At 55.0% G+C, this 21,886-nt stretch carries 19 protein-coding genes and 1 pseudogene; 13 read left to right on the top strand and 7 right to left on the bottom strand.

Annotated elements, in window-relative coordinates:
• Nucleotides 1-115 precede the first annotated feature (115 nt).
• The 4 genes and pseudogenes from GFS31_RS18325 to GFS31_RS21135 all read left to right on the top strand — a co-directional run.
• Nucleotides 116-1,864: an NAD+ synthase gene (locus tag GFS31_RS18325; protein WP_198806165.1), complete on the top strand. Its 1,749-nt coding sequence runs from the start codon at nt 116-118 to the stop codon at nt 1,862-1,864.
• 91 nt (nt 1,865-1,955) lie between these two features.
• Nucleotides 1,956-2,207: an AbrB/MazE/SpoVT family DNA-binding domain-containing protein gene (locus tag GFS31_RS18320; RefSeq protein ID WP_198806164.1), complete on the top strand. Its 252-nt coding sequence runs from the start codon at nt 1,956-1,958 to the stop codon at nt 2,205-2,207.
• Complete coding sequence (locus tag GFS31_RS18315; RefSeq protein ID WP_198806163.1) at nt 2,198-2,563, top strand: type II toxin-antitoxin system PemK/MazF family toxin; 366 nt, start codon at nt 2,198-2,200, stop codon at nt 2,561-2,563. Before GFS31_RS18320 ends, GFS31_RS18315 begins: the two co-directional genes overlap by 10 nt.
• A 575-nt stretch (nt 2,564-3,138) precedes the next feature.
• A pseudogene (locus GFS31_RS21135) lies at nt 3,139-3,363 on the top strand (IS4 family transposase); the annotation flags it as partial.
• A 92-nt stretch (nt 3,364-3,455) separates the two neighbouring features.
• Here GFS31_RS21135 and GFS31_RS18310 read toward each other — a convergent pair.
• Genes GFS31_RS18310 through GFS31_RS18300 form a run of 3 tightly spaced genes read right to left on the bottom strand, consistent with a single transcriptional unit; the run spans nt 3,456 to nt 6,522 of the window.
• Nucleotides 3,456-3,668, bottom strand: coding sequence for a type II toxin-antitoxin system HicB family antitoxin (locus GFS31_RS18310; protein ID WP_198806162.1), 213 nt, complete (start codon nt 3,666-3,668; stop codon nt 3,456-3,458).
• 1 nt (nt 3,669) lies between these two features.
• Nucleotides 3,670-3,918, bottom strand: coding sequence for a type II toxin-antitoxin system HicA family toxin (locus tag GFS31_RS18305; protein ID WP_198806161.1), 249 nt, complete (start codon nt 3,916-3,918; stop codon nt 3,670-3,672).
• Between the two features lie 12 nt (nt 3,919-3,930).
• The gene (locus GFS31_RS18300; protein ID WP_198806160.1) at nt 3,931-6,522 is read right to left on the bottom strand and encodes a DEAD/DEAH box helicase family protein; all 2,592 of its coding nucleotides are present in this window, start codon (nt 6,520-6,522) and stop codon (nt 3,931-3,933) included.
• Nucleotides 6,523-6,875: 353 nt separating this feature from the next.
• Between GFS31_RS18300 and GFS31_RS18295 the strand changes: the two genes are divergently transcribed.
• Complete coding sequence (locus GFS31_RS18295) at nt 6,876-8,468, top strand: ATP-dependent DNA helicase (RefSeq protein ID WP_225907496.1); 1,593 nt, start codon at nt 6,876-6,878, stop codon at nt 8,466-8,468.
• 278 nt (nt 8,469-8,746) lie between these two features.
• A complete protein-coding gene (locus GFS31_RS18290; RefSeq protein WP_198806159.1) occupies nt 8,747-8,962 on the top strand; it encodes a DUF2839 domain-containing protein in 216 nt (71 codons plus the stop codon).
• A gap of 10 nt (nt 8,963-8,972) precedes the next feature.
• Here the strand turns inward: GFS31_RS18290 and GFS31_RS18285 are convergent, their stop codons facing one another.
• Together GFS31_RS18285 and GFS31_RS18280 are read right to left on the bottom strand one after the other, a co-directional pair.
• Nucleotides 8,973-9,830, bottom strand: a complete 858-nt coding sequence (locus GFS31_RS18285) for a M56 family metallopeptidase (protein WP_198806158.1) — start codon at nt 9,828-9,830, stop codon at nt 8,973-8,975.
• Between the two features lie 2 nt (nt 9,831-9,832).
• The gene (locus GFS31_RS18280) at nt 9,833-10,276 is read right to left on the bottom strand and encodes a BlaI/MecI/CopY family transcriptional regulator (protein ID WP_198806157.1); all 444 of its coding nucleotides are present in this window, start codon (nt 10,274-10,276) and stop codon (nt 9,833-9,835) included.
• Nucleotides 10,277-10,529: 253 nt separating this feature from the next.
• On the opposite strand from GFS31_RS18280, the gene petJ reads away from it, so the two are divergent.
• The 4 genes from petJ (at nt 10,530) to GFS31_RS18260 (ending at nt 14,439) form a co-directional block, all read left to right on the top strand.
• Nucleotides 10,530-10,859: a cytochrome c6 PetJ gene (gene petJ / locus GFS31_RS18275; RefSeq protein ID WP_198806156.1), complete on the top strand. Its 330-nt coding sequence runs from the start codon at nt 10,530-10,532 to the stop codon at nt 10,857-10,859.
• Between the two features lie 269 nt (nt 10,860-11,128).
• Nucleotides 11,129-11,755 (top strand): hypothetical protein, encoded by a 627-nt coding sequence (locus tag GFS31_RS18270; RefSeq protein ID WP_198806155.1) that lies wholly within the window; start codon nt 11,129-11,131, stop codon nt 11,753-11,755.
• Nucleotides 11,756-11,839: 84 nt separating this feature from the next.
• On the top strand, nt 11,840-12,724 hold the full coding sequence (locus GFS31_RS18265) for a hypothetical protein (protein WP_198806154.1): 885 nt from the start codon (nt 11,840-11,842) through the stop codon (nt 12,722-12,724).
• Between the two features lie 146 nt (nt 12,725-12,870).
• The gene (locus tag GFS31_RS18260) at nt 12,871-14,439 is read left to right on the top strand and encodes an ABC transporter substrate-binding protein (protein ID WP_198806153.1); all 1,569 of its coding nucleotides are present in this window, start codon (nt 12,871-12,873) and stop codon (nt 14,437-14,439) included.
• A gap of 54 nt (nt 14,440-14,493) precedes the next feature.
• On the opposite strand, the gene mazG is transcribed toward GFS31_RS18260, so the two are convergent.
• Entirely contained in the window at nt 14,494-15,333 is an 840-nt protein-coding gene (gene mazG, locus GFS31_RS18255) for a nucleoside triphosphate pyrophosphohydrolase (protein WP_198806152.1), read from the bottom strand.
• A gap of 242 nt (nt 15,334-15,575) precedes the next feature.
• Between mazG and GFS31_RS18250 the strand changes: the two genes are divergently transcribed.
• Nucleotides 15,576-16,580: a hypothetical protein gene (locus tag GFS31_RS18250; RefSeq protein WP_198806151.1), complete on the top strand. Its 1,005-nt coding sequence runs from the start codon at nt 15,576-15,578 to the stop codon at nt 16,578-16,580.
• Nucleotides 16,581-17,076: 496 nt separating this feature from the next.
• Here GFS31_RS18250 and GFS31_RS18245 read toward each other — a convergent pair whose 3' ends face one another.
• Nucleotides 17,077-17,994 carry a glycosyltransferase family 2 protein gene (locus GFS31_RS18245; RefSeq protein ID WP_198806150.1) on the bottom strand — a complete coding sequence of 306 codons (918 nt, stop codon included), beginning with the start codon at nt 17,992-17,994 and terminating at the stop codon, nt 17,077-17,079.
• Nucleotides 17,995-18,630: 636 nt separating this feature from the next.
• On the opposite strand from GFS31_RS18245, the gene GFS31_RS18240 reads away from it, so the two are divergent.
• Nucleotides 18,631-20,781: a polyribonucleotide nucleotidyltransferase gene (locus GFS31_RS18240; protein ID WP_198806149.1), complete on the top strand. Its 2,151-nt coding sequence runs from the start codon at nt 18,631-18,633 to the stop codon at nt 20,779-20,781.
• A 122-nt stretch (nt 20,782-20,903) separates the two neighbouring features.
• Nucleotides 20,904-21,680, top strand: a complete 777-nt coding sequence (locus GFS31_RS18235) for a DUF4886 domain-containing protein (protein WP_198806148.1) — start codon at nt 20,904-20,906, stop codon at nt 21,678-21,680.
• Nucleotides 21,681-21,886 lie beyond the last annotated feature (206 nt).

Below are 21,886 nucleotides of genomic sequence, written 5' to 3'. Positions count from 1 at the left end.
CATGGCTTCGCGTATAGCCTTTCAGGCATGGCTGACGCTAGGGCGCTAGCCTCGCCTTGCGTTATGCACCCTACGCCCGATTCCCCACTCCCGACTCCCAACTCCCCATCCCCCCATGAAAATCGCCATTGCCCAACTCAATCCCACCATCGGCGACCTGTCCCACAATGCTCAGCAAATTGTGTCTGCCGCCCAGGAAGCCCACGCGCAAGGGGCACAGGTCTTGGTGACAACGGAACTGGCGCTCTGTGGCTATCCGCCCCGGGATTTGCTGTTGCGGCCCGGTTTCATTGCGGCGATGGCCCAGCGGTTGGAGGCGTTGGCCACGGAACTGCCCCCAGAATTGGCGGTGCTGGTGGGCTATGCGGCGGAGAACCCCAAGGCTCGCCAGCGGGGGGAAAAGCCCCTGTTCAACAGCACGGCGCTTTTGCAAGGGGGGCGGGTGCAGCAGGTGTTCCATAAGCAGCTTTTGCCCACCTACGATGTGTTCGACGAAGACCGCTATTTCGCGCCAGGAACAGGGCCGAGCCGCTTTACCCTGAGCACCCCCGAAGGCGACGTGAACCTCGGCGTCACCATCTGCGAAGACCTGTGGAACGACGAAGAATTTTGGGGCGGACGCAGCTATCCCCGCAACCCCATCGCGGATTTGGCCGAGGCGGGGGTGGACGTGGTGATTAACCTGTCGGCCTCGCCCTTTTCGGTGCAAAAGCCCCAGCTACGAGCCGCCATGCTGGCCCACAGCGCCACGCGGTTCCGCTGCCCCATCCTCTACGCCAACCAGGTGGGGGCCAACGATGACCTGATTTTTGACGGCACCAGCATGGCCCTGAACCGCCAGGGGGAACTGGTGGCGCGGCTGTCCTCCTGCCAACCGGGGCTGATGGTGGTGGAGTATGACCTCGCCAAGGCCGACCTGCTGCCGGGAACCGTTGCCCCTTTGCCTGCCGATGACAACGAAGCCCTCTGGCTGGCCCTGGTGCTGGGGGTGCAAGACTATGCCCGCAAGTGTGGTTTTCGGCGGGTGGTCGTCGGTCTCAGCGGCGGGGTAGATTCGGCCCTGGTGGCGGCGATTGCGGCAGCGGCCCTCGGCCCAGAACAGGTGTTGGCGGTGCTGATGCCCTCCCCCTACAGCTCCGACCATTCGGTGACGGATGCCCTCGCCCTCTGCGAAACCCTGGGCCTTCCTCACCACACCCTGGCCATTGGCCCCCTGATGGCTGACTACGACCAGGTGCTAGAGCCGCTGTTTGCCGACACCGAATCCGGCATTGCCGAGGAAAATATCCAGTCCCGCATTCGGGGCAATTTGCTGATGGGGATTTCCAACAAATTTGGCCATCTGCTGCTGTCTACGGGCAATAAATCCGAAATGGCGGTGGGCTACTGCACCCTCTACGGCGACATGAACGGTGGCCTAGCGGTGATTGCCGATGTGCCCAAAACCCGCGTCTATGCCCTCTGCCACTGGCTAAATCAACAGGGCCAAGGTGCCCCATCTGTTGACCCCAATCACGATCCCCTCGGTGCCCTCGCCTATCTCCGAGGTCAGGCTCCCCAGGGCTTTATTCCCAGCCACATTCTCACCAAACCCCCCAGCGCCGAACTAAAACCGGGCCAGGTGGATCAAGATTCCCTGCCGCCCTACGAGGTGCTGGACGACATCCTGGAACGCTTGGTACAGCGCCACGAATCCATCGCCGATATCGTCGCCGCTGGTCACGATGCTGCCGTGGTGGATCGAGTCACGCGCCTGGTCGCCAGGGCCGAATTCAAACGCCGCCAAGCGCCCCCCGTCCTCAAAGTCACCGACCGCGCCTTTGGCATGGGCTGGCGAATGCCGATTGCCTCCCGCTGGCCCTGAGGGCTGTGAAAACCTTTGAAGATTTTCTCTGGCTATCAGTTTGGCCTAGAAGAATTAGAATGTTATACAACGTATAATTCTGGCCAGAATTATGGATGTTCAACTGAAAAAATGGGGCAATAGTTTGGGTCTACGCATTCCCTATCAATTAGCGGAGAGCTTCGGTTGGGATGAAAATTCGACGGTGGAACTGTTAGAGCAGGATGGGGCGCTGATGATTCGCAAAAAGGCCGCTGTAACTTCCCTAGAGGAATTATTAGCCAGCATCCCTGATGATTTTACCTACCCCGAAGATGTCGCTGATTTTGTGCAAAGCCATCCTCAGGGGCAAGAATGGCTGTAACAGAGAAGACCGTGAGCGCACTGCATCGAGGTGAGGTGATTCGCGTAAATCTGAACCCAACCCAAGGGAGAGAACAAATGGGGGAGGCTCGCCCTTGCCTGGTGTTGAGCCAAGCGGCGTTTAATGCGGCCAGGGGTGGGCTCGTGGTGGTGTCGCCCATTACCAGCACGGTACGGCCCGATGTTAAAACGCTTATTCCCATTCCTGATGGGTTTCGGGTGAGGGGTTCGGTGATTGCTGAACAAGTACGCACCCTCGATCTCAGTCAGCGCTGGTGGCGTAGCACCAAGGAATGTTTGCCCGCTGTGGTGGTGGATCAAGTAGTGGCAACGCTAAATCTGATTATTGGTGGCTAGGGTGGGATGTAGAAACCCAGTTTCTTGAAGCAACCGGGTTTCTGATTCTGCATAGTATGACTAGACCTAAACGTATCTTCAAGGCGAGATTTTGTTACCACGTTACGGTGCGGTGTAATAATCGCGAGTTTCAGCTGATTCGAGATGAGTGCCGCGAAATTTTGCTGCGTACCATCCAGAACCGTAGGGTGCATTCGCGCAGCAATGCACCAACTTCATCCATAAAGAAAACCTCGGTGGATGGGGTTGGGGTCACGGTACAGGGACAAAACAGGAGATAAGAGGGCTGAAACCTTGTCCCGTCTGGGGTTGACAGAATCAGGAATAGGGAGGTGAGCTAGGGATTACCACAACCTTAGCCTGACCCTCCCCATAACTCAGATTAACCGACTTCAAGCGGCCCTGCGTGCTCATCTGCCGTGGCCCGGTGCTCGATTGACCTTTCTAGCGCTGTTTCTGGTGGCCTTGTTCCGGGTCGAGACGGTGAACTTGGACAAACTGTCCTCGGTGTTTGCGAATCAGGCCAAACCGGAGTCGAGTTACAAACGTCTGACGCAATTTCTGTCTGCCATGGCAAGCGTCTGAGTAAACTCGTTGATCTCCTTTCCTTGGGCTTCTATTGGGCCATGCTCACCGGACTCTGGCACCATCAGCATCACCCCATTGCCATCTAATCCCATGGCCGCAGGGCCAAGGAGCTCTTCCGCTATGGCTGCGACTTTCTTCGCCGTACCTGCTGCGATCTGGCCCTACGATCTGCCGAGTTCGACCAGGCGCTTCAACTTTTGTCCCCGTACTGAGGGTTGGGGTAGCCGAGATGGAGATGCACTACAGCAAAGAAAGGGTATGTCGCAGGAACAAAAGATGGTGGTGCTGCGAATGCACCTACGGGCTAAGCAAATAGAAGACGGCCTTTAGGCGTCGGGATTGGCCGACCTAATTCTTGGGCAATTTCAATCCATTCTTGAATGACAACCTCGGCATTAGCCACTGCTGCTTGATAGGTTTCTCCATCCGCTGCACAACCTGACAGTTCAGGCACTTCCACAATAAAGGACTGATCCTCTTCACTCCAATAGATAATGAGTTCGTACTTAAAGGTCATACTAATTGCCCAACTTATATTTCACGATCATGCTTCTTATTTGCTTCACTTGGTAAGCTTTTGCTTTCCCCTGTTTTGGCTGAATGTTAATAATTTCCTCTATGCCATCCTTAGAGAAAATGTGGTGACTTCCTCGTATGCGCTGTTCAAAGCCTAAGGATTGAAGAAGTTGGCACAGTGCATCGAAGGAAATATTAGCATCCGATGTCCCTCTAAGAATCTTGGCTAGGAGTTTATCTTGTTGGGTCATGTGATTCCTAGCTTACTTAGATCCAAAGATCTGAATACCTTGCAGATAGGCACAGCCGAGTTTTTGGTGAATGCCAGCCATCAAGATGTCTTTGCAGTCTGATAACCAGTCAGGATCGTTGCCTTCATGGAGGTGAATAGTCCACTTGTAGTAGTGAGGACTCTTCCTATTGTCGAAATCGCAGTCAATTACCTTTACTGCTCGACAGTGGTAAAAGATATTGATAGCCCTAGTCAGACTACGAATAGAGTCATCATCCTGATTTGGAGTATCTAGGAGAGCTTTTAGTTTGGATTGACCCTTCGATATTTCTAGTGGAGAACCTACCTCTCTAAAGTTAATCTCATCAGTGCCTTTATATTTCATACTATTACAAGTACGACATAGCATTTGCCCATTTTCAATAACAGTTTTACCACCATACTTGCGAGGCATGATATGGTCAACCTGTAAGATTTTTGGATTCCTGATACCACAACAGAGGCACTGACAACCATCCCTTTCTATGATTTGTTGCCTTTGATATACGTCAAATTTTTCTGTATCTTCTACATCAACGGGTGAAGTCAGGGGTGTCGGGGGCATCTCTCCATCCAGAACTCGACTGATTGACAGATAAGCTGCTGTTTCAAGTCGATGATAGGTTTTGTAAAAAGCTTTCCACAGGAGTCCGTCATCTGAGAACCTTTTGTGAAGTTCTTGCCTCAATTCATAAGGTGTCAAGCTAAGCCAGTTCCGTGCCAGTTTGTCTAAGTTATATCGCCCTCGATCATCAAAAGAATAGTAGGAGGGCTTTTCTTGATTTTGAGCAATATGTCGGACAAGACGAGTTAGATCTGCATAAAGCTTGTTGCCAAAGTTGTCTGATTCCAAATCAAAATACTGTTTAGCCCATTTCTCAATTTGGTGTTGTCCCCAGTCGTTAACTAGATCTTCTCTTGCCCACTCGTCATCAAGATTTTCATTATTAACAATAAAATTCATGAAAGCGTCAAACTTTTCTTTATTATGCTCATAGGCCATAACAAACTCAGAAAAGCCTTCCATCGAATCATCTTGTCCGTCTGTATTGGCATAGACGACTTCCGTTTGATACCAACCTACAGGAAAGATCGTAGAAAATGGGGGTAAGGGATCACCAGGATTTTCGATATGCTTTGTAATTTCTTCTACTAATCGAATGGAAATATATTCGAGAGGGAAGTAGCCTTTGACTGAAGGTTTACCTTCAACCTTATCACCTCCGTCTGGAACAGCCCAATCGATCAATCGTTCCCATTCATCAAAGAACAGCACAATATTGGCTTCACTTTCACCCCCGGCCTTCTCTCCTCTCAAGGCTCGACCTATCATTTGAGCCATTAAAATAGTGCTGGTGGTTTGTCGGGTCAAAAATACCGTCCGTACCGAGGGCACGTCTGCCCCTTCAGTTAGCATTCTGACGTTAATCAAAACATCTAGTGGGGCATCATTGCCATGCTCATCTTTTCCAGTCTTGAAGCGTTGTAGAATTATCTGATTTTTGTTGGCATCGCGTTGATTAGAGCCGACACCAGCATCAGGATCAGCATCAATATGGGAATAAATAGCATCCGCTTGAATGCCTTTTTCTTGTAGCTTTTCCTTCAAATATACGCACTGAAACCATCGGTCAGCAAAAATGATGGTTTTTCCATATTTTTCTTTGTTCTTCACATAGGCGTTGACAATCAAGTTATTCCGATCTTGGTCTCTAGCCAAGATTTCAATAATCGACTCTGGCAAATCCTTATGTTGTTTTGTTAGGCGTGAGTATAGATTATCGTCAACACCTACCTTCTTCCCTGTAGGAACCTCTATATAGTTAGGTCTGGCTAAGATGCCCTGAGTAATCAACGTAGCTTTTTCGGCTTCGTAGATCACTTTATCTTTGAAAATCTCCCACAGCCAACCCCGAATATACTGGTTGTTATGAGTAGGAGTAGCTGTTAGCCCCAAAAATTGCGACTTTGGGAGGAGTCTACGGAGTCCGGGCTTGATTTCTTCGTCGCCAATCAATAAATTTCGACACCCATAGGCTGGCGAGTGATGGGCTTCATCAATGACCACAAAGAATTCTGAGTCTTGATAATGTTCTACATATTCTCTGAAGGCAGTTTTGCGAGTTTTTCCACGGCCATCGAGAGAATTAGTATTGAGATTGCTGATAGCCGTTGGAATGGTCATGATAATGACGTCATCGGTCAACTCAATCGATGATGCCTGGGCGTGATGGGGGCTGCTAGAGACACGCCTAATATTGAGATGATGCCTCGATGCGCTGATTCCGTGTGCGTTATGGCAGAATTCCGCAAAGGCTTGATCTAACAGATAAAAGGAAGGAGCTAGCCAGAGGATTCTTATATTTTTGGCAATCACATAATCCATTAGCCACTTCACAGATGTGAAGGTTTTCCCGGCTCCGGTCGGCAAAGCTAAGATTCCACTACCCGTCTTACCTAAATTAGACCGAAACGTTTTATTTAACGCTGCAAAGGATTCAATTTGATGTTGAAAGGGTTGCTTAGGTGAGCGATTGGCATTTTGTTCTCTCAACTCATCTAGATTGAGCGATATGTATCCCATGGGTGTACTCCTAGATGGTTGAGAGATGGCAACACTTAGCTACGGTAATTCAGCAGCTAGTGCCCATACTGTTCTAGCAAACTCTTCGATTGAAGCTAAGGAGAGTTACGAAAATTAAGGATGTCTGCTCTCTCTAACCAACTAGATCTACTGCTTCCACCGCTTCCCGATCCAACACTTGCTGATACTCCTCAAGCTGGGCCAAGGTAAAGGCTAGTTCTCGTCGGTGGTCGTCGGTGGGGGCGAAGTGAATAGTCCTATTCTAACGGAGGCTTTGGATGCCCCAAGTTTACGCTGGCTTGCAGATGGCCCCCGTATCTCTGGCGACTCGGTGCCAAAACAGGTGTGCAACAATGGAGGCTTACCCTCGTCCCGTTGTCGTTTTTCTGCCGTGGTGGCGGATTATGGTGATTGAAGCCCAAGTCCATCAACAACTGCGCGAGTTTCTGCGGGACTGCGGCGATTCGAGCTGGCCCCATCATCTGACCCTGGCGCGGTTGGTGGCGCGGGCCTTGCGGCTGGGGCGCAGTGCGCTGTTGCAGGTGGGGGGCTTGTCGGCCTACCAGGGGGATTATCGGCTGAGCTATCTGGTGGCGTTGCTGCTGTGGCCGGGGCCAGCGGTGTTGGTGGTGCCCGATGAGACGCGACAACGGCTGTTATTGGGGGATCTGCCCCGGCTCCAGGAGCGTTTGGGCCTGACGAAACCCGTACAGGTGGGCGACCGTTGGCCCGAATCGGACTTTACCGGGGTGTTGATTACCAGCCCGGAGGCGTGGCTGGCCGACCGCTTGGGCGAGGCCAACCAGTTTCCCATCAGCATTCCGACGTTAATTGATGATGTGGATCATCTAGAAACCTGGCTGGGAACGTTGCTCACCGCGACGCTTACCCATGCCGATTGGGAAGCCCTAGGGCTGGCCTATCCCCAGCACCGGGATTTGATCCGCGATACCCGCGTGGCGCTGACCTTTGCGGCCTTTCAGCATCCGCCCAACCCCTACCACTGTCATCTATTAGAAGAGAGCGACCGTGACCGCCTGCACCGCCTCTACCAGGTGCTCACCACCGACGGACGGGCCGAAGCCATGCCCCCATCCTGGCAGCGGTTTTGGCCGTCCTTTGCCGAGGCCGATCATCTGCGCTGGTTTGTCACCGACCGTCAATCGGGCCACATTACGCTGCACTGCACCCCGGTGGATTTGGCGGTGCATCGCGAAAAGCTCTGGGAACCGCAGCCCGTGGTGTTGATTGGGGCGTCGTTGGATCACGATGCTAAGGCGGACATTTTTTGTCAGCGGTTTGGCCTAGAAGACTTGACCTGCCTCAAGTTTGCCCCCGACCGCCACAATGACGTGGTGAATCTCTACCTGCCGGATCATTTGCCCCTGCCCAATACGCCGCAGTTTCAGGGTCGGGTGCATCAAGAAATTCGGCGGTTGCTGGTTTGCGCCAATCGTCCTGGCCCTGCGTTGATTTTGGTGAATGACCTGCCCCTCAAGGGCCAATTGGCGGCGGCGCTGGCCGGAGAATTTGGCTCACGGGTGCAGGTAGAAAGTCTGGATATCACGGAAAATAGCATCCTCGTCAGCGGTTGGGAGTTTTGGCACCAGCATCGCCACCGTTTGCCCGCCCCCGCCCTGCTGATTATGGCCACGCTGCCCCTGCCCTCCCTAGAGCATCCCCTGGTGGCGGGCAGGGTGGCTTTCCACAAACGTCGCCGCCAGGATTGGTTTCGGCTGTACCTGTTTCCCACCGCCATGGCCGAAATTCAGCGGGCCATTGCGCCTTTGCGGGCCAATCAGGGACTCGTAGCGCTGCTGGATACCCGCGTCCACTACCGCAGCTACGGCCAGCAAATTCTGGAGGCCCTCAGCCCCTCAGCGACAACCCGCTCCCTGCGCCCCGATTGGGATCTAAGCCCCAACTCCTCCCCCTCCCCTCGCTAGTTCAACCTCAGTTCGGGTTAAGCAAGGGCTGCAAGCGTGAAGATATCTGCCTCAAGCCGCATTGTTGGCCCTCACCCCCAGCCCCTCTCCCATGGGGAGAGGGGAGCTAGAAAGGTTCAAAGTCCCTCTCCCTATGGGAGAGGGATTTAGGGTGAGGGCTACTGAGGTTATCCCGAACTGAGGCTAGTTCACCGACCCCAACCTGCGAGATCCGCTCCATCGCCGTCCAGTTGGTATGATCCAGGCAGCACTCGGCTATTGAGATAAGGAGAACGCTAATGGGAGAGTCGAAACGTCGTCGCGAACAACTGGGCGAAAAGTATGGCCAAGCGGAGCCGATTTTGCCCTGGTTGCCCATCACCAAACAGCAATCTCAGGACTTCATGAAATGGACGAGCCGGGGCACCTGGGCCATGATTATTGTCGTCATCGCCTTTTGGATTACCCTGCGGTTCATCGGCCCTAGCCTCGGCTGGTGGAGCTTGGTGGATTAGGAACCGTCGCCTAGTGGTGCAGGGTTACGGCCAGCAGCGGCAGCAGGGCCGAGGCCAGTCCCCAAAGGATCAGGGTGAGGGAAATCGGCTCTCCGGCGGGGATGGGATCTAGCAGAGCGTTGACCCGTTGCTCTAGGCGATCCAGATCCTCGGCGGCGCTAAAGCCAATCAGGGCGGGGGTGGGGATGCCCTCGTCTAAACACGTAGGGCGAGAGAGTTTGACGAGCAGTTCCGCCACTGCCAAGGGATGGGCCTGTTGAACCGCCCACCGATCCGCCCGAATTTCTCGCAGCAGCAGCAGTTCTTGCCAAAGGGCCTGGGTGTTGGGTAGCCAAATCGTGAGCCGTCTCACCAGCCCCAACAGCCAAAAGACGAGGGGATCGCGGTGGTGGGCGTGGGCCTGTTCGTGGGCCAAAATCATCCCCTGTTCTTCGGGGGATAGGGCGTCCAGCCAGCCCCGGCTCACGACAAGGCGAGATTGCCAAAACCCCACCTGGGCCGCGAGGGGCACCGCCGTTTCTACCAGACGCGCCGACATTCCTTGGGGAAGCGGCACCAGGGCATAGCGCCGCCAGTGCCAGGTTGTCCACCCGGCCTGAATGAGGCTCCACAGCATTCCCGCCGCTCCCAAGCCCAGCCCCACCTGGCTAATGCGACAGCCCAGTGGCCCAACCGCCCAGCCCAGCATGGTGCCGTGGTGCCCCATCCACAGCACCGCCCAGGCCGATGTTCCTAACACCACAAGCGGGCCACAGAGAGCCAAGATCGCCCGCCACCACCGCTGCGACCAAGCTTCCGCCGTGGGTTGCCATCGCCACCGCCACCCCACCGCGAGGATCATCGCCAACAACAAGACACCAAGGTGCATGGCTAGGCTTCCTCCTGGGTATCGCGCAGGGTTCGCAAACGACGGGCAATGGCATCGAGCCGATCTAGGGCGCTGGCATCCAGGCTATCGGCAAAGGCGGCCACCAGATCGGGGTTGCTAATGGCCAAAAATTCCTCAAGCTGGCGATGGGATTGCAGCATGGTGGCCTCCTGCTGGCTCACCTGGGGATGCCACACATAGCCCTTGCGCCCCTTGCCTAGGCCCGATTCCACCACGGGTTCTCGCCGTACCCAGCCCTTGGCGGCGAGGCGCTGCAAGATCGTCGTCACCGTGGCCTGACTGAGATCCCGGTCGGGGTCGGCCAAAATGGTGTCTAAAATATCCTTCACCGTGGCCGCTTCTCGCTGCCAGAGAATCGCGAGAATTTCTTGCTCTAGGGGGCCAAGGGCAAGCTGACGGGGACGATGGTGGGGCAGAGGAGCCATGGTGTTTTGGGTGAAGAGATTGGGTGCGGAGGATATCAGGATTCTGCCCTAACGGGTGATAACAGTCTAGCGAATGTGAGCCGCCCTCACCCCAACCCTTCTCCCGCAAGGAGAGGGGAGCCAGAATGAGGCGGATGGCCAAGGCTGTTTTCGCCCTGTAACCGTTCGTAATAGTTGACGGTGTGTCGTTTGATCCGGGCTGGAGTCATCTTCATAATGCCCACAGCGCAGTTTTTTGTGGGTAACAACAGTCATGCGACGGACGGTTTTAACCTTAGCTTTTGCCCTATTGGCTCTAGTAGTGTGGGTGGCCCCCGCCCTAGCGGCAGATTTGGGCCATGGCCAGCAGGTGTTTTCAGCCAACTGCGTGGCCTGTCACATTGGGGGTGGCAATGTGGTGAACGGGGCCAAAACCCTGAAGCAGGCCGACTTGGATCAGTACGACATGGCCTCGGTGGAAGCCATTACGCGCCAAGTCACCAACGGCAAAGCGGCGATGCCCGCCTTCAAGGGTCGCCTCACCGATGAGGATATTGCCGATGTTGCGGCCTATGTGCTGAGCCAAGCCGAGCAGGGCTGGTAGGCCGTTCTTCGGTGGCGGATGTCGCCTGATGTCCGCCCTCACAGCACCCCATAAGTTTTATCTCCAGTTCAGTTTCCCTTGATAGCCCCATGGTGATCAGGGGATTTTTTTGTCTTGAGGGGCTAGATGGACGGCAGTTTGTTAACAAGTGTTTTACAGCTTATCTCAGCCTTATCGTTCCATGGCATGGTCAGGAGATGGCCAGCCGATTCCATCGGGATTCCTGGCTTTGCTCCAAAACTTTGTTTGCCCCTAACAAGGAGAAAGTTATGCGTCAAACTCGCTGGCTCAAGGGATTGATCCCATTGGCGCTCGGCCTTTTGCTGATGGTCAATGCCTGTGCTTCGGCCCCCTCTCGCTATGACCAAGTGCAGCAAGATACCACCGGATTTGGTGCGCCCTCGGCGGTGGATCGCGGAGCAGAACAGGGCAGCACCTTTAACCAATTTTTCCCCAATAGCCAGGGGGATTATCAGGTGATTCCCTACCAAGAGAAGAAAGGGTTTGCGGAATACAAACTGCAACGGGGGGATCAAACCCTGGCGATGTTAAGCATTAGCGACACCATCAGCCTGCCCGCCGCCGCCGAGAAATATAACGATGCCACGGACACTGTTGCGGGCTTTCCTGCCATGAACCAGGGCAGCACGGGCACCGGGCTCCTCGTCAATGGGCGCTACCAGGTGAAGGTGCTGTCGCGGGATGCTGCCTTTACCGAGGCCAATCGGGTGGAGTGGCTGCAAAGGTTTGACCTGCAAGGGCTGGCCCAGTTGAAGAGTGCCATCAAACCCTCCACCAAGGCGGCGAAGGCTCCGGCGGCTCCGGCAACGCCCACCTCGCCCCTGCTGCCCCCCGCTGCCCGTAGCCCTGAACTTGTCCCCGTTCCGGCGTCCTAGCCTGAGTTCTGATTGTCTAAGTAAACGTTGTCCTGATGATTCGGGCCATCGCCCCCTAACCGATACTTTTTTCAGGAGAGAATTGTGAGTAAAAAAATCCAAAAAATCGTTGACGACCTACCCACGGGAGGTCTGACCGTCCGCGCTCTAAAAACCCTAGACACCTTTGCCCCCGGTCAGTGGAACAACCTGGTGGGGTTTGACAACACCATCCGCACTGTAACGGGCGAAACCGATGAGGCCATGATTCAGGCCATCGGAGAGCGGGCCATCACGCTGTTTAACGACAAGCGGGAAGGCTACCAAACCGCCCTCTGGCTCTACGAAACCGTGGATTCGGCCTCTGGCTTGCTGGGGGCGGCAGCGATGGCCAACCGTCTGGGCCAAGACACGTTTCTAGGGTTCCTCAAGGGCATGACCCCCAAGCCCGAAAAGGCCCAAACCATTGACCTGGCGGTGAAGCTGGTCACGGAAGTGGTGGCCTTTTGCAAAATTAGCGGCATCCCCGGCGACAGCCTGGGCGACTTTCTCACCGCCCTAGGCGACTATGGCGGCGAGTCCCTGATTCGGATGGCGGCGCTGGTGTGCTTCGATGGCATCATCCCCCTAGGGCCAGACTTTTCCCTCAAGGCCCTCAACGCCATCAAGGGCATGGGGCCATCGGACATTGACGACAACCCCACCTTTAAAGGCATCAAAAACGAAATTCCCGGCAAAGACAGCAAGGGTAAACTCGCCTTCATCACCGAAAGCTTTGAATCAACCCAGGGATGGATGGATCGATTTGTGGCGGATAAGGGTATTACCCAAAGCCGTCTGCTCGATAACCTAGGGGGCTTCATTGAAGGATCCAAAACCAAGCTGGACTACCTGGGGGCGTTCCTGGATGTCTCAGTGAAATACTACGAGCACACGGGCGTGCAAACCCTAGCCCGCCGCCTGATTGAACGCGCCGTCGCGGAAATCTAAGGCTCTGATCGTCCGTTGACCAGAGATTAAGTTTTCCGTCAAAACGAGAGACAGGGTTTATATTCGGGGAAAACTCCCCTAAGGGCTGGCGGCGGGTTTTAGACTCGCCGCTGCCCCCTCAAACCCTTGCACCCCATCCTCCTGCCATGACAGACAGTTTTAACCACGTCACCTGCCCCAAGTGCGGTTACGAACAAAACTCCAACACCGCCAAGAAGTGTGAAATCTGCGGTCAAGCCCTGAAAAAGGGTGGATCCCTTGCGCCGATTTTGGTCGGAGCGGGGGCACTGGCCTTTTTGGGCGGTTTGGCAGGGCTGGGGGTGCTGGGCTACAACGCCTTTGTTAAGCCCCAGGCCCAAACCCCACCGGGCCAAGTGGTTGTTCCTGGTGGCGGCACGGCGACAACGCCACCCACCACACCAACGAATCCCACCACGCCCACTCCCCCCGCACAACCAGGGAACGCCGCTAGTGCCCTTAGTTGGGGCGACAAGGTTATCTTTGCCGACAACACCAACGCCGACCTCCAGGCTGGGGTTGCCGCCTTTGCCGCTGGGGACTTCGCGACCGCCGTCACCCGCTTTCAGGCCGCTCGCCAAGCCCTGCGGAACGACCCGGAACCCCTGATTTACCTCAACAACGCCAAACTGGGCACCACCACAGCCCTCGGCATTGCTGTGGTGGTGCCCGCCAACGACACCCCTAACGCCGCCCGCGAACTGCTGCGCGGCGTGGCCCAGGCCCAGGATGAATCGATCCAGGCGGGGGTGCCGATCAAAGTGATGATTGCCGACGACCGCAACGACCCCAACCAGGCCGCTGCCATTGCCAATGCCCTGGTGCAAAATGCCGACATCGTTGCCGTAGTAGGCCACGGCACCAGCACCGCCACCCTGGCCGCTGCGCCCATTTATCAGCAGGGGCAACTGCCGATGATTGCCCCCACCAGCACCACCACAGAACTCACAACCCTCACCCGCCAGGGCAGCAATATGCTCTTCCGGGTCATCCCCAGCGACCAATTTACGGGCACCACCCTGGCCCGTCATATGCTCTCCACCGGGAAAAGCCGCCCCATCGTCTTCTACAACTCCCAAAGCTCCTACAGCCAGTCGTTGCAAACGGCCTTTTCCACGACCCTCGGCCTAGAAGGCGGACAGGTGGCCAGCCTGGTGGATTTGTCCCAGGGCAACCCATCGGCGTCCCTCCAGGGCAGCGGGGCCGATGCGGTGGTGCTGATGCCCGATTCCGCTACCTTTGATGCCGCCATTGCCGTGGCCCAAGCCAACCAAGGCCAGCTCCCCGTCTTTGCCGGAGACGCCTTCTACCGCATTGAAACCCTGGAAAAAGGCGGCAACAGCCTAAACGGTGCCATCCTTACCGTGCCCTGGCACCCCCTGCGATCTACGCCCCCCTTCGCCCAAAATGCCTCCAGCCTGTGGGGCGGCGATGTCAACTGGCGCACCGCCCTCAGCTATGACGCCTTCCAAGCCCTAAAAGCGGCCCGCACCGTGGGCAACGTGGCTCCGGGCAGCGGCGCAACCGGACGCACGGCCCTGGCTACCGCCCTAGGTGGCCAAGGGTTCTCAGCTACGGGGTCTACCGGGGCCGTGAGTTTCCTACCCTCCGGCGACCGCAACACCACGGTGCTACTCGTCCAAGTGCAACCCGGCACCCGCTCTGGCACTGGGTTTGACTTTGTGCCATTGCCCTAGTCAGCCTGAGATCGTCCGTCGGCAGCGTCAAGCGGTGATGGGGCCAAGGCCAAGTTACTGGTTTGATTCCTTCGCAAGCTTAGCCTTGGCCTGTTGCCAAAACGCTTCTATTTCCTCCAGGGAGCAATCTACTAGGGGTCTCTTCGCAGCCGCTTCCACCATGGCAAAACGGCGAATAAACCGTTGGTTGGTGCCGTGCAGCGCTGCCGAGGGATCCAACCCATGCCAGCGGGCGATGTTGACCAGGGTAAAGAGCAAGTCCCCTAGTTCAGCCTCCTGGTTTTCCTTCGGTTCGTGGGCCACGGCCTGATGAAATTCCTCCAGTTCCTCGTGGAACTTGGCCCACACGCCCTCCACATCGTCCCACTCAAGCCCGGCCTTGGCCGCTTTGGCGGAAATTTTACTAGCGGCCATCAGCGGCGGCAGGGTGCGGTTATATTTGACCAGTTTGGGCGACAGTCGATCTGGCTCATGGGGGACGCCCTTCTCCTCGGCCTTGATCCGATCCCAGGTGCGATGCACTTCGTCCGTATCGGCCACGGTCACGTCGCCAAACACATGGGGATGACGGCGAATTAGCTTATCGGCAATGCCGTTCGCCACCGTCGCCAAGTCAAAATTCCCGGCATCACTCGCCACCTGGGCCTGTAGGACAACCTGCAACAACAGATCGCCCAATTCCTCCGCAATCGCCACAGAATCGCCGCTGTGGATGGCGTCCACCACCTCATAGGCTTCTTCAATCACATAGGGAATCAGGCTTTCGGCGGTTTGCTCCAAATCCCACGGACAGCCCGTTTCGGGATGGCGCAGATCGGCCACCACTGCCACCAATCGCTCTAGGGCTGACAAAATCTGGACACGACCCGCCTCCGTTGCAAAGGAAGACCCCATAACACACTCGCAGTAACACCCTTGCAGTCTATAGCGATTGCCCTGGAAATGGGGTGCAGACCAAGGATTGCCTGCTGCCTCGCACCATGGGCTAGCTCTGAGCCGTCGTCATGGGGGTGGAGACATCACCCGCCGGATAGATTGACGCCCTTTGGAGGTCACGTTAACATTACGTAACATAGGTACAACTCTTGTTTCAAAAGTGGTTTTTCTCTATGCAGTAGATCTAGGCGGACTGTCTTATGCTAGCCAACTTCCAAACCTACACTAACCCCAGGCTCACGGCACAGTCCAGCAGCAAAACTTCCTCCTTACCCGAAGTTTGGGCCAGGAAGTATGTCGAGAGCCTGCACCGCCAAGACCAAGCATTAGCTGGCCTCAATCAATCCCAGTCCAAGGCAGATGTGGCCCAAAACCTGCTGGAGAGTCTGCGCTCCATCAGCGCGAATGCCTGGAATAAGACGGAAACCCTAATTGGCCATGAGATTCGGCGGCACCAAATTTCTCGTGACCTAGTTGATCCCTGGACGATTGCAAAGGACGCCCACCACGTGTACGAATTGGCGCTAGACGCCTATGCCAACGACGTCTCTCCTCAACGGTTCTCGGTTGTGGCCTCTAAAAAGCTAGGCGCAATTCGGCAAGGCCACACCGCCATGGATCCGCGAGTGATTGGCTTTGTGAGTATGCAGTTCCACTACTGCGGCCAAATGCTGTCTGAAGCCGCCCCACCCTCAGAGCGACCCGTTTTGCATGATTTCTTTAAGGTGGTCGATGATCAGTTATACATGCCGCTGCATCGGGCCTATGAAGCCGCCGCCAACTACGACTACGACCATCCCCGGCTCAAGGCGGTACGCCTAGCGCTACCCGCCATTACTGGCATTGCCCACACCATCGTAGACCGCGTAGCCCAAGCCTACCCCCGCTACGCCACCTACACGGGCTCCCTAAGTAGCGATGTGGTACGCACCTCTAGCGTGCGGGATGTGGAGATGTTTCAGATCTATCTGTTGACCTGTGTGCTAGAAGATAACGTGGGCGCGATTGCCCAGGAGCTATTTCCCCTCTGCGTCATGCTCTACCCCGCCCTGCGTGTGAGTTGGGAACTGGTGCGCCTGATGGTGAGTTTGTTGCATCAAGAAATTAGTCGTTGTGTGGGCCGGATGAACATGCAGCACTTTGAGCCCTATACCCAGGTGCTTTTCGATATGTTTTCTCCAGAGTTCTTCCCGGATACGCTGTAGGAATGAACTGAGGCCAACCCAAGCTAGACCTGGGATCCAGGTCTAGCTTATTTTCTGAAGTTTTGGAGTGATGATTATTTTTCGTATTATCTTATAGAGCAAGAAAGCTGCCACAATCGCTACAATAACAGCAATAAATATAATTTTCATATATCTCTAATTTTTCAATTCAATCACGTATTTTCATATTCTAAGTAAGGGGTCATAATTATGGGTCGAATGCATTTCGACTTCGCTCAATGCCCCCACGCAAGGCAGCAGGAGAGTTGAGCGCAGTCGAAACCCGGAGCCAAACTTGATTTTAATTTAGCCATTCTACTTATGGATCGAAGCAAGAGAGAGATAGGCAATGATTACTTTAAATATTCATTGCCCATCTCACAGGAAATAAATTATGCTCCTCTATTTTTCATTTTCTTTGAATGAGGGGAATCTTCCCTTACAGAAGGATCAGCACCGAGAGAGAAAAAGAAAAACAAGATACTCTTCTTTTTGACTACCAGTCTCCCTGGAATCCTAGCAAACCTGATACGGTGCCAAAGCCCCTGGAGATATTCAGCAATGCAGCGGCTAACTTATCTCTCTCTTGGAACAGTGAAGGAATAATGAGTACCACTCCAGAAACCATCAGAGCAAAACCCTTCAAAAGTCGAATTAACTGGATCTTAAGCGAGGGATAGATTTCTTTTTCAAACAAACTATACGAACTCCACCCCCAATAGCCACGTCTCAAAATCCATTTCAAGTTTGTACGGGAAGATGGAATCCACTCATCAGCAACGGCTTCATTAGCCCATACAATTTTACATCCATCAGCTTTTAATCGCATAAACAAATGAGTATCTTCTGCCCCCTTAATTGCAAAACGCTCATCAAAGACCCTGTCAAGCTTCTTCAATTCTCTCGTTCTTACTAAAACATTGCCTGTAAAAGCAGTCTCCAAAGTTTGACCAGTTTGATAAGATTTTGGAGCGAAAAAATTACCTTTCTTAATCCATTTAGGAACACTCGCTTCAAAAATAGGAAAGACAGGCCCCGTTACGACATCTGCACAATACTGATTTTGTACTATCAAGAGGCGTTCTAGCCACGCAGGATGAGGAACTTCATCGTCATCAATCATTGCGATAAAGTCGGAAAAATCAGATGCATTATTGATTGATCTGTTACGAGCATAAGAAACTCCCTGGACAGGTTCGATATCATACTTCAATGGCCATCTTAGGTATGAGGCCATATTTTCACAGACGGCAGCAGCTGACCCATAGCCATCGTTATCCACCACAATAATCTCGATGTTGGGAGGATCTAACTCATCAAAGGTCAGGCTATTAAGGCTCATCAGCAGAGTCGCTAGCTTCTCAGGACGTTTGTAAGTGGAAATACAAATGGAGACCAGTAATGGCGTATTCATGGTTTGCATTGATGATTTGATTGAATGAAAAAGAAAATTCTGCGAAAGATAAACACACAAAATTGACACTGAGACTAGATAGATTTAGTCTCCGCTGAAACGTTTTATTTGATTGATCATAAATTCAAAGCAAAGCAAGATTTAGAACTCACAAATATGAATCCTGAATCTAGATTCAAATTATTCCCAAGACTTGTGAGGAACTTGTGAAGAACATAAATCTTATACAAGATGAAGAAGTAGTTTATACCTAGTTTTGTGGAGACTGCAAAACACAAATAATTCATGTTTTTCATGGGCACCAGAGAAAAAAGACGCTGAACTTGGTGCCGATGTTTTGAGTCAGGAGCATTGGTCATAGAAGCCAAATTCGTTGGCTGGGTCTTCACCGGAGGCCAGAATTTAAGGCACGGGACGCAGTGCTGCCGGACATGGGGGGGCAAGGCACAACACTGTCGGGGATGAGGGGCCGAAGGGTACGCCCCTCTCCTCTGGAACTGTTGAGCAAACCTTAAGTCTTGGCCAGAATTAGGCTTCTGAGGGGCGTCGTCGAGGGCCAAAAGGGCCATCAGTGCTAGGATCAGGCAAAAGAACGTACAAAGACGCTGAAACTAGCGAGAAGGACGAAGGAAGTCAATGCAAGAAATTGAAAAATCAATATCCTTTGATGGCCGGGACATTAAGCTGCGGGTCGGCCTGTTAGCTCCCCAAGCGGGGGGTGCGGTGCTGGTGCAGTCGGGGGAGACCGCCGTTTTGGTGACGGCCACCCGATCCACGGGCCGCGAAGGAATCGACTTTTTGCCCCTGTTGGTGGACTACGAAGAACGCCTCTACGCCGCCGGACGCATCCCCGGTGGCTTTTTGCGTCGGGAGGGTCGGCCCCCAGAACGGGCCACGCTGATCAGCCGTTTGATTGACCGCCCCATGCGGCCCCTATTCCCCCAATGGCTGCGGGACGATATTCAAATTGTGGCCACCACCCTGTCGATGGATGAGCAAGTGCCCCCCGATGTGCTGGCGGCGACGGGCGCTTCCGTGGCGGTGCTGCTGGCCAAAATTCCCTTCAATGGCCCCATGGCGGCGGTGCGTGTGGGCCTGGTGGGCGACGATTTTGTCATCAACCCCACCTATAAAGAAGTGGAAAACGGCGACCTGGATCTAATCGTGGCGGGTTCCCCCGACGGCGTGATCATGGTGGAAGCCGGGGCCAACCAACTGCCCGAAGCCGACATGATCGAAGCCATCGACTTTGGCTATGAGGTGGTGCAAGACCTGATCAAGGCTCAGCTCGATCTGATTAAGGAACTGGGCATCGAGATCGTCAAGGAAGCCGAGCCGGAAACCGATCCCACCCTGGCCACCTTCATCGAAGAAAAGACCAGCGCGTCTATTAAAGAGGTGCTGAAGCAATTCACCCTCACCAAGCCGGAGCGGGACGAAAAGCTGGACGCCATCAAGGCCGAGCTTGTCACCACCATCGAAGCGCTGGAAGACGATCATCCCGTCAAAGCTGCCGTAGCGGCCAACGGCAAAGCCCTGGGCAACACCTACAAATCCGTCACCAAAAAGCTGATGCGTCAGCAAATCGTTGAGGAAAAGGTGCGCGTTGATGGCCGCAAGCTGGACGAAGTGCGCCCCATCTACTGCCAGGTGGGCCTCTTGCCAGAGCGCGTCCACGGCACGGGGCTGTTCCAGCGGGGGCTGACCCAGGTGATGTCGGTGGTGACGCTAGGGACTCCGGGCGACGCCCAAATGATGGACGACCTCCACCCCGACGAAGAAAAGCGCTACCTGCACCACTACAACTTCCCCCCCTACTCCGTGGGTGAAACGCGGCCCATGCGCTCCCCCGGTCGGCGGGAAATTGGCCACGGTGCCCTGGCCGAACGCGCCCTAGTGCCCGTGTTGCCCCCCAAAGAAGACTTCCCCTACGTGATCCGGGTGGTGTCTGAGGTGCTGTCCTCCAACGGCTCCACCTCCATGGGTTCCGTCTGCGGGTCTACCCTGTCCCTGATGGATGCCGGGGTGCCCATCACCAAGCCCGTTAGCGGTGCGGCCATGGGTCTGATTAAGGAAGGCGACGAAGTCCGCATCCTCACCGACATCCAGGGCATCGAAGACTTCCTGGGCGACATGGACTTTAAGGTGGCGGGCACCGACAGCGGCATCACCGCCCTGCAAATGGACATGAAAATCACCGGACTGCCCATCAAGGTGATCGCCGAGGCCATCAACCAGGCCAAGCCCGCTCGTCTCCACATCCTGGAGAAAATGATGGCCACCATCGACACCCCCCGCACCACCATGTCGAAGTATGCGCCGCAGTTGATCACCTTCAAGATCGACCCCGAAATGATCGGGATGGTGATCGGCCCCGGCGGCAAGAAGATCAAGGCCATCACCGAGCAAACCGGAGCCAAGGTGGACATCAACGACGACGGTACCGTCACCGTGTCCTGCCTGTCTGGGGAAAAGGCGCGGCAGGCCAAGGCCATGATCGAAGCCATCGTCTTCAAGCCCTCCGCTGGGGATGTGTTTGTGGGCACGGTGATGCGGGTAATTCCCATCGGTGCCTTCGTGGAATTTATGCCCGGTCAAGAGGGCATGATCCACATCTCCCAACTGGCCGACTACCGCGTGGCCAAGGTGGAGGATGAGGTGAACGTGGGCGACGAGGTGATCGTCAAAGTCCGCGAAATCGACGGTCGGGGCCGCGTCAACCTCACCCGTCTCAACATCCACCCCGACGAAGCCGCAGCAGCACGGGCAGCGGCGGCGGCTCGTTAGGCATCGTCCATCTCAAAGTCCCTCTCCCGCCCTGGGAGAGGGATTTAGGGGGAGGGCAAAAGGTTTGTAGCTTAGACGGCTTTTAACCCTCAACTCATCAACAACTCAACCAGGACTGGGCTATGGATGACCGACATCACCACGGTAGGGCAATAGCCCAGTTTTGCATTCTGGCGATCCTGGTGGCCCTGTTCACCGTAGCCTGTCAGTTTCAGCGTCCCCAGGCCGAACCCACCATCACCCTGCCGCCCCCCACCGAAGGCCCGATTCGGGTGCTGTTTGTGGGCAACAGCCTCACCTTCTACAACAACGGCATCAACTATCACCTCAACGGCTTTACTCGCACCTTCCAAGCGGGTAGCGTTAGCCAGCCCAACTATGCTTGGCAAGACCACTGGAACAGCCCCGACACCCGGCAATCCATCCAATCCGGCGGCTGGACGCATATTGTGTTGCAAGAGCAAAGCCAGCTCCCGGTGATCAATCCGTCCTTTTCAGAAGACTTTGCCGAAAAACTCAGCGCCGAAGTGCGACAAAGCGGCGCAGAACCGATCCTGATGATGACCTGGGAACGGCGGGACAGCCTGGATAAAGGCGTCACCACCGACAACCTGTGGAAAGCCTATGCCGCCCTTGGTCAAACCTTGGGGGTCTACGTCGCCCCGGTGGGTCTGGCCTTTGAGCGTGCCCAGCAGAACCGCCCGGATTTGGTGCTGGCGGAAAGCGACGCCCACCCCACCCTCTACGGCACCTACCTCGCCGCCTGTGTGATTTACGGCTTTTTGATGCAGGTCAGCCCCGTTGGCCTGGTCTATCGCCCCGCCGAAATGTCAGCGGAGGATGCCCTCTTTTTGCAGCAAATGGCCTCCGAAACGTTGGGGCTAGAGAATCGTCGTTAGCCCCGGCCAAGTCTTCAGTATCAGCGAAGGAGGCGACTGACTCCGATAGTTTGCCTCTCTGGCAAGGGCGATGGACAGGCGGTTTTCCTAGCGAAGCTTTACCCAAACTTTGCACGGGGGATAACCGGAATGTCCGTAATTACAAACCGTAGAGCTGTTGGGTTCTGTAGGCTAAGGGCGGACATGATTGATAGCGGAAACTTCCA

The organism is Leptolyngbya sp. BL0902 (assembly GCF_016403105.1).
Classification (GTDB): Bacteria; Cyanobacteriota; Cyanobacteriia; order Phormidesmidales; family Phormidesmidaceae; genus Nodosilinea.
Note: the sequence above shows the minus strand (reverse complement) of the source record. Positions and strands in the feature narration are given on the sequence as shown.